At 45.1% G+C, this 586-nt stretch carries 1 protein-coding gene; it reads left to right on the forward strand.

All coding sequences use genetic code 11. The features are described 5' to 3' along the window. A partial coding sequence (locus R7Q48_RS29295; protein WP_318133870.1) for an AAA family ATPase occupies nt 1-474 on the forward strand: 474 nt, incomplete at its 5' end. Between the last annotated feature and the right edge of the window lie 112 nt (nt 475-586).

Here is a 586-nt window from a genome sequence, read left to right on the forward strand (position 1 = left end):
TGCAGTACCGTTTCGACAAAACACGGCATGGTAAAAACAGACCACATTCTGTTTGTTGCATCCGGAGCATTCCAAGTTGCCAAGCCATCTGATCTCATTCCAGAACTGCAAGGCCGTCTGCCAATCCGTGTGGAATTGGAAGCACTGAGCAGCCACGACTTCAAACGTATTTTGACTGAACCTAAAGCGTCGCTGACTGAACAATACATTGCGCTGATGAAGACAGAAAACGTCGATATCGAATTTACCGAAGACGGTATCACGCAAATCGCAGAAGCGGCATGGACGGTAAACGAAACCACAGAAAACATTGGTGCTCGTCGTCTACATACCGTGATGGAACGTCTGATGGACGAAATCTCTTACGATGCAGCAGAGCAATCTGGTGCTAAGTTTGTGATTGATGCAGCTTACGATAAAGAACGTTTAGGCGATACGATCGAAAACGAAGACCTAAGTCGCTTTATTCTGTAAACTCAGATTTCACCTTGATTTTAAAGGCTATCTCGAAAGAGGTAGCCTTTTTGTTTTCCGGGCATTTGCGTAAAGATTATTCTCAGATACGTACCAACAGTCATGCCTGCCT

This window comes from Vibrio sp. 378 (assembly GCF_033339435.1).